Consider the following 6,311-nt stretch of genomic DNA (forward strand, 5'->3'; position numbering starts at 1 on the left):
TGCATCAATCTGTTACAGGACGTCGTCGCCCACGGTGGGCTGACGCTGGACGCACTCGGACTCATCGTCGCGGAATACGCCAGGCATCTGAACTTCTCCGGTCAGCCCGGCGTCGGTGACGCGTTCTTCCGCTGGGTGCAGAACAACCAGTACAACGACGACCACTGCACGCGGGTCGAAATCACGCCCGACGGCGAGGGCAGTTTCCTGGAATTCCCGACGGACGCCGCGCTTTCACGGTTCGATCCGGCCGACCGCAAGTTCGTGGCGACCGCGATCGCACACGGCAAAGCGGAGATCGTGGTCGGCACGGACAGCGACTGGTGGCAGCACCGTGACGCGCTCGCCGCAGCAGGCGTCCCGATCAGGTTCCTGTCCGAGCGGTACTTCCGCGAGAAGTACCCGGCCGATCCGCGGTAGGCCGGGTACCCGTTCCTGGATCCGCTCAGCTGTCCCTGGATCCGCTCAGTTGGCGCGGCGACGGGACCGGAGCTTCTCGCGTTCCGCCGCGGTCAGCGCGACCTTGCGCATCCGGACCGGCCCGGGAGTGACCTCCACGCATTCGTCCTCACGGCAGAACTCCAGTGCCTGCTCCAGGGACAGCTGCCGGTGTGGGGAGAGGCGCACCAGCTCGTCCCCGGTGGAGGACCGCATGTTGGTGAGCTTCTTCTCCTTGGTGGGGTTCACGTCCATGTCGTCCGCGCGCGAGTTCTCCCCGACGATCATGCCTTCGTAGACGTCGGTGGTCGGACCCACGAAAAGGGTGCCGCGCTCGCCGAGGTTGTAGAGGGCGTACGCGGTGGCCACGCCGGCGCGGTCGGCCACCATCGAACCCGTCGCGCGGGTGCGCAGCTCCCCGAACCATGGCTCGTAGCAGTCGAAGACATGGTGCATCAGCCCGGTGCCGCGGGTCTCGGTCAGGAACTCGGTGCGGAAACCGATCAGCCCGCGGGCCGGCACCCGGTACTCCATCCGGATCCAGCCGGTGCCGTGGTTGACCATCTCCTCGAGCCGGCCCTTACGCACCGCCAGCAGCTGGGTCAGCGTCCCGAGGTAGTCCTCAGGTGCGTCGATGGTGAGCCGCTCCACCGGTTCGTGCCGCTTCCCGTCAACCTCCTTGGTGACGACCTGCGGCTTGCCGACGGTCAGCTCGAAGCCTTCGCGGCGCATCAGCTCGACCAGGATCGCCAGTGCCAGCTCCCCGCGACCCTGGACCTCCCAGGTGTCGGGGCGTTCGGTCGGCAGCACCCGGATGGAGACGTTGCCGACCAGTTCGGCATCCAACCGGTTGCGCAGCAGCCGCGCGGTCAGCTTCGTCCCGGACTTGCCCGCGAGCGGCGAGGTGTTGATACCGATGGTCATGCTGATCGACGGCTCGTCCACGGTGATCACGGGCAACGGCCGAGGGTCCTCGGGATCGGCCAGCGTCTCACCGATCATGATGTCCGGGATGCCCGCGATGGCGATGATGTCGCCCGGTCCGGCTTCCTCGCCCGGCACCCGCTCCAGCGCCTTCGTGACCAGCAACTCGCTGATCTTCACCCGGTCAGTGCGGCCGTCCGCGCGGCACAGCACCACGCTCTGCCCACGGCGAAGCGTCCCGTTGTGCACCCGGCACAGCGCGAGACGGCCGAGGTAGGGGGAGGCGTCGAGGTTGGTGACCAGTGCCTGCAAGGGCGCCTGCGGGTCGTAGGCCGGCATCGGGACCGACTCAAGCAACACGTCGAACAACGGCTTGAGGTCAGGCGAGTCGGGGTTGCCGCCGTCCTCCGGCCGGTTCAGCGAGGCCCGCCCCGCCTTGGCGTTGCAGTAGACGATCGGGAAGTCGATCTGGGTCTCGTCCGCGTCCAGATCGAGGAAGAGCTCGTAGGTCGCGTCGACGACCTCGGCGATCCGGGCGTCGGAGCGGTCCACCTTGTTGATGACCAGAATGACCGGCTGCCGGGCCTCCAGCGCCTTACGCAGGACGAACCGGGTCTGCGGCAGCGGACCCTCGCTCGCGTCGACCAACAGCACCACACCGTCGACCATGGACAGGCCGCGCTCGACCTCCCCACCGAAGTCCGCGTGGCCGGGGGTGTCAACGATGTTGATCGTGACGTCGCCGTGCTGAACGGCGGTGTTCTTCGCGAGAATCGTGATGCCCTTCTCGCGTTCGAGATCCATCGAGTCCATGACACGATCCGTGGCCTCGGCATGGTCACCAAAGGCGCCGGACTGCCGCAGCATCGCGTCGACGAGGGTTGTCTTGCCATGGTCGACGTGGGCAATGATCGCGACGTTACGCAGGTCGGCGCGGACGGACACGGTGGCGGACTCCGGTACGGACGTGGGGCAGCGGCCCCGGGGCTGGTGTTACTGGACAGATGGTGCTGAAATCTTGACGCTGGCCGCTGGATCCGGCCCGACGGGACAGCCCAGGTGCCGGGCACGGGCAGCAGTAGATCGACCCGTTCCGGCTCGCCTCTGGCGAGGTCTGCCCCCATGGTACGGACCCGGGAGACCGCACCTTGAAAATCAACGGAAGGTTTACTTATCAACACCATCCGTTAATGTTACGTAACGCCCCATACCCCCGACGTGCCCGCCGCCAGCCTGCCGCGAAGATCTTCGACCAGCGGAACGTCAGGCGAAAGCCACGGTACGTCGTCAAGCTCGTGCGATGCGAGCCACCGCAATTCCGAATGCGCGATCGGACGCGGCTCGCCGTCGATGATCCGGGCGAACCACACCCGCAGCACCCAGCCGACCGCCGGCAGCGCGACCTCACCCAGGACCGCACCCACCTCGATGTCGACACCGAGCTCCTCGCGGCACTCGCGCACCAGCGCGCTCACCTCGTCCTCGCCTGGCTCGACCTTGCCCCCGGGGAACTCCCAGCCGCCGGCGAGCTCGGGCGGCCCGCGCCGGCAGCACGCCAGCACGCGACCGCTGGCATCAAGAAGTGCCGCGGCCACCACGACCCGCGAGATGCCTGCCGCCCCCATGACCGACCACACTGTAATGACGGGGAGTTTCCCGTCGCGAGGAGGGCCCGCAGCATCCGGGCGGCGACCACCGAAGGCGCCCGGCAAACCGGACGGAGGCCATTTCATGCCCACCAAGCTGGATGCGGAGCGGGTTACCGAGGCGCTCGGCGAGCTACCGGGCTGGACCGGTGACACATCGACAATTGTGCGTAAGGTCACCATGGACGACGAGACCTCGGACGAGGCGATCGAGAAAATCTCGATCGTGGCGAACAAAATGAACCACCACCCCGTCGTCGACCGGGCGCATGATGTGACAACTTTCACAGTCTGGACGCATTCACACGGCGGCGTCACGGACCTCGACATCGTGTTGGCCTCCCGGATCTCTGACATTCTGCGTCAACACGGCATTGCGGACCCGGCGAGGTAGGTTCGCGGCCAGAAAATCAGTAACAGGTCCGGCGCACCGCTGATCCGCGGTGTGCCAGGCGCCCCATGAGCCGGGCTCGCCCATGCATCCCGGCGGTGACGCATGCCGGCATTCGGAGCTAATCCGACAAAAGCTGGCAGACATGCCACCTGGCACACCCCGGGCATTGCGATCAATCTCGCGGCGAGAGTCGCTCGACGCGATCGCCGGCGCCCCAGCTGTGCCCCAGCCGCGACCGTGCCTTCGGACCAACAAGGCCCTGACCTGGGTACCCCCTGAACAACTGATCGCAACTAAGTGATATGAATTATACATTCGAATTGATCTACCAGATATTTTGATCTTACGAAGGTCGCCCCAGCGTCAGGCTGGATCAGCGCGACGAGACATTCTCGGCTCGTGGAGGCTTGCCGTGCGGCATCGCATTCCGTTTGGTCGGCGGCCGGTCATGGCTGTTGTCGCCCTTGTGTTGGCCGCAAGCTGCGGCGGTGGCAGCGGCGACGCACCGAGCGCGTCGGCAACAACGGCCTGCTCGACTCCCGGGATCAGTCCGACCACGGCCAACGCCGGGCTGATCTTCCCTTCTTCGGGCCCCGCGGCACCGCAGTTCGCCGATTTCCGGGCCGGTGTCGACGCGAGGTTCGGAGTGGAGAACAGCAAGGGCGGCGTATATGGTCGCCAACTTGCCTACGACTGGGCGGACGACGGTTCCGACCCGGCCACGAACCGCGCCGTGGCAACCGGGCTCATCGAAAAGTCACAGGTCTTCGGCATGGTCGAGGCGAGCAACGTCGCCTCCGGTTCAGCCGACTACCTGCACACGAACGGCATCCCGGTGGTCGGTGTCTCGGCGGAAACCCTCTGGAGCAAGAACGACAACATGTTCACCTGGTCGAACTACCTCACGGACGGCCCGGCACCGACAACGTGGGGAACATTTGCGAAAAGCCAGGGCGGAAAGAAGGCCGCGGTGCTACGCATCGCGTTCAGTGAAGCATCGGCCGCCTTCGCCCAGAAGATGACCGAGAGCATGAAGGCTGCGGGCGTCGACGTGGTCTACACCGACCAGATCTCAGCGACCGGGACGGACCCGGCCACGATCGCCGCCAAGATCAAGAACTTCGGTGTCGACACACTCGCCGGGGCACTGACCGTCGACGCCTTCACCAACATCACTACCGCGGTCAGCCGGGCACAGGTCCCGCTGCGGGTCTCGATGTCCCCGTCCGGGTACGACCAGGGGATACTCACCAAGTACGGCACCCAACTGGCCGGGACCTACGTGTTCGTGAACGTCGCGCCCTTCGAGGAGAACCTACCCGCTCACAAGACGTTCGTCGCCGGGATGACGGCCTACGCCCCACAGCTCCAACCACCGACACAGAGCCTCGCCCTCAGCGGTTGGATCAGCGCAGACATGTTCATTCGCGGGCTCCAGACCGCGGGCCCCTGCCCCACCCGCCAGTCCTTCATCAGCGGACTGCGGCAGGTCCACGACTACGACGCCGGCGGTCTGGTCACACCAGCCGCCGACATGGCGAAGTATCAGAGCGCCTCGCCGTGCTACACCTTCCTGCGGATCAACAACAAGGGCACCGCGTTCGACGTCCAGCAGCCGGCACCGTTCTGCGGGCAAACAGCCGCATCGGGTCAATAGTCGGGACAACACCCGACAACCGGCGACGACGGGTGCCGGGAGGGCGGCGCACAGCCTCTCCCGGCACCGGCACGGCGACCAGGCTTCCGTCAAACAGCGGAAACAGGCTTGTGACCTGCACGGATACCGTCTGTTTAGACGTTGAAGCGGAACTCCACGACGTCGCCGTCGGCCATGACGTAGTCCTTACCCTCGATGCGGACCCGCCCGGCAGCCCGGGCGGCGGCCATCGACCCAGCCGCCATCAGATCCGCGAACGAGACGACCTCGGCTTTGATGAACCCACGTTGGAAGTCGGTGTGGATGACACCCGCCGCCTCCGGGGCGGTCGCACCAACCTTGATCGTCCAGGCCCGTGCTTCCTTCGGCCCCGCCGTGAGGTAGGTCGCCAGACCCAGCGTGTGGAAGCCGATCCTGGCCAGCTGCGCCAGGCCGCTCTCGGTCTGGCCGAGGGCGTCGAGTAGTTCGGCGGCGTCGTCGTCGGGAAGTTCGGTCAGCTCGGCCTCGACCTTCGCGCACAGCACCACCGCGTCGGCCGGGGCGACCAGCGCCGCGAGCTCCTTACGCCGGCCGTCATCGGCGAGGACGTCCTCGTCCACGTTGAACACGTACAGGAAGGGCTTGGCGGTGAGCAGGAACAGCTCCCGGAGCGCGGCCCGGTCGACACCGGGCTCGGACGAGAGGGTGCGGCCCGCGTCCAGCACCTCCCGGGCGTGTTTCATGGCGACCAGCATGGTCTGCCTGCCCTTGTCCGCCCGCGCTTCCTTCTCCAGCTTGGGCAGGCGCGCGTCAATGGTCTGCAGGTCAGCGAGGATCAACTCGGTGTTGATCGTGGCGATGTCATCCGCCGGATCGACGCGACCGTCGACATGGACGACGTCGGGGTCGGAGAAGACACGAACGACCTGACAGACCGCGTCCGACTCGCGGATGTTGGCAAGGAACTTGTTGCCGAGGCCCTGACCTTCAGAGGCGCCGCGCACCAGCCCGGCGATGTCGACGAAGCTGACCGTCGCCGGCACCGTGCGGGCGCTGTGGAATACCTCGGCGAGCCGATCCAGACGGGGGTCCGGCACGCCAACGACGCCGACGTTCGGCTCGATGGTGGCGAACGGGTAGTTCGCGGCCAGGACGTCGTTGCGGGTCAACGCGTTGAACAAGGTCGACTTGCCGACGTTGGGTAGTCCGACGATCCCGATCGACAAGCCCATGACGTCGCAGTCTACGGGGTGGGCCGGCAGCGGCGGTATCC

At 66.5% G+C, this 6,311-nt stretch carries 6 protein-coding genes; 3 read left to right on the forward strand and 3 right to left on the reverse strand.

Annotated features, from left to right (window positions below):
* Window positions 1-420: hypothetical protein (locus U9980_RS11690; protein ID WP_322767932.1), on the forward strand; the 420-nt coding region annotated here is incomplete at its 5' end.
* Window positions 421-465: 45 nt separating this feature from the next.
* Here U9980_RS11690 and typA read toward each other — a convergent pair.
* Window positions 466-2,307, reverse strand: a complete 1,842-nt coding sequence (gene typA / locus U9980_RS11695; RefSeq protein ID WP_322767933.1) for a translational GTPase TypA — start codon at window positions 2,305-2,307, stop codon at window positions 466-468.
* Between the two features lie 248 nt (window positions 2,308-2,555).
* Window positions 2,556-2,987 carry a (deoxy)nucleoside triphosphate pyrophosphohydrolase gene (locus U9980_RS11700; protein ID WP_322767934.1) on the reverse strand — a complete coding sequence of 144 codons (432 nt, stop codon included), beginning with the start codon at window positions 2,985-2,987 and terminating at the stop codon, window positions 2,556-2,558.
* A 106-nt stretch (window positions 2,988-3,093) separates the two neighbouring features.
* On the opposite strand from U9980_RS11700, the gene U9980_RS11705 reads away from it, so the two are divergent.
* Window positions 3,094-3,402 (forward strand): 4a-hydroxytetrahydrobiopterin dehydratase, encoded by a 309-nt coding sequence (locus U9980_RS11705; RefSeq protein ID WP_322767935.1) that lies wholly within the window; start codon window positions 3,094-3,096, stop codon window positions 3,400-3,402.
* 412 nt (window positions 3,403-3,814) lie between these two features.
* Window positions 3,815-5,059, forward strand: a complete 1,245-nt coding sequence (locus tag U9980_RS11710; RefSeq protein ID WP_322767936.1) for an ABC transporter substrate-binding protein — start codon at window positions 3,815-3,817, stop codon at window positions 5,057-5,059.
* A gap of 134 nt (window positions 5,060-5,193) precedes the next feature.
* On the opposite strand, the gene ychF is transcribed toward U9980_RS11710, so the two are convergent.
* Window positions 5,194-6,270, reverse strand: a complete 1,077-nt coding sequence (gene ychF, locus U9980_RS11715; protein WP_322767943.1) for a redox-regulated ATPase YchF — start codon at window positions 6,268-6,270, stop codon at window positions 5,194-5,196.
* Between the last annotated feature and the right edge of the window lie 41 nt (window positions 6,271-6,311).

Origin of the sequence: Protofrankia sp. Cr1, assembly GCF_963555865.1 — a bacterium.
GTDB lineage: Bacteria > Actinomycetota > Actinomycetes > Frankiales > Frankiaceae > Protofrankia.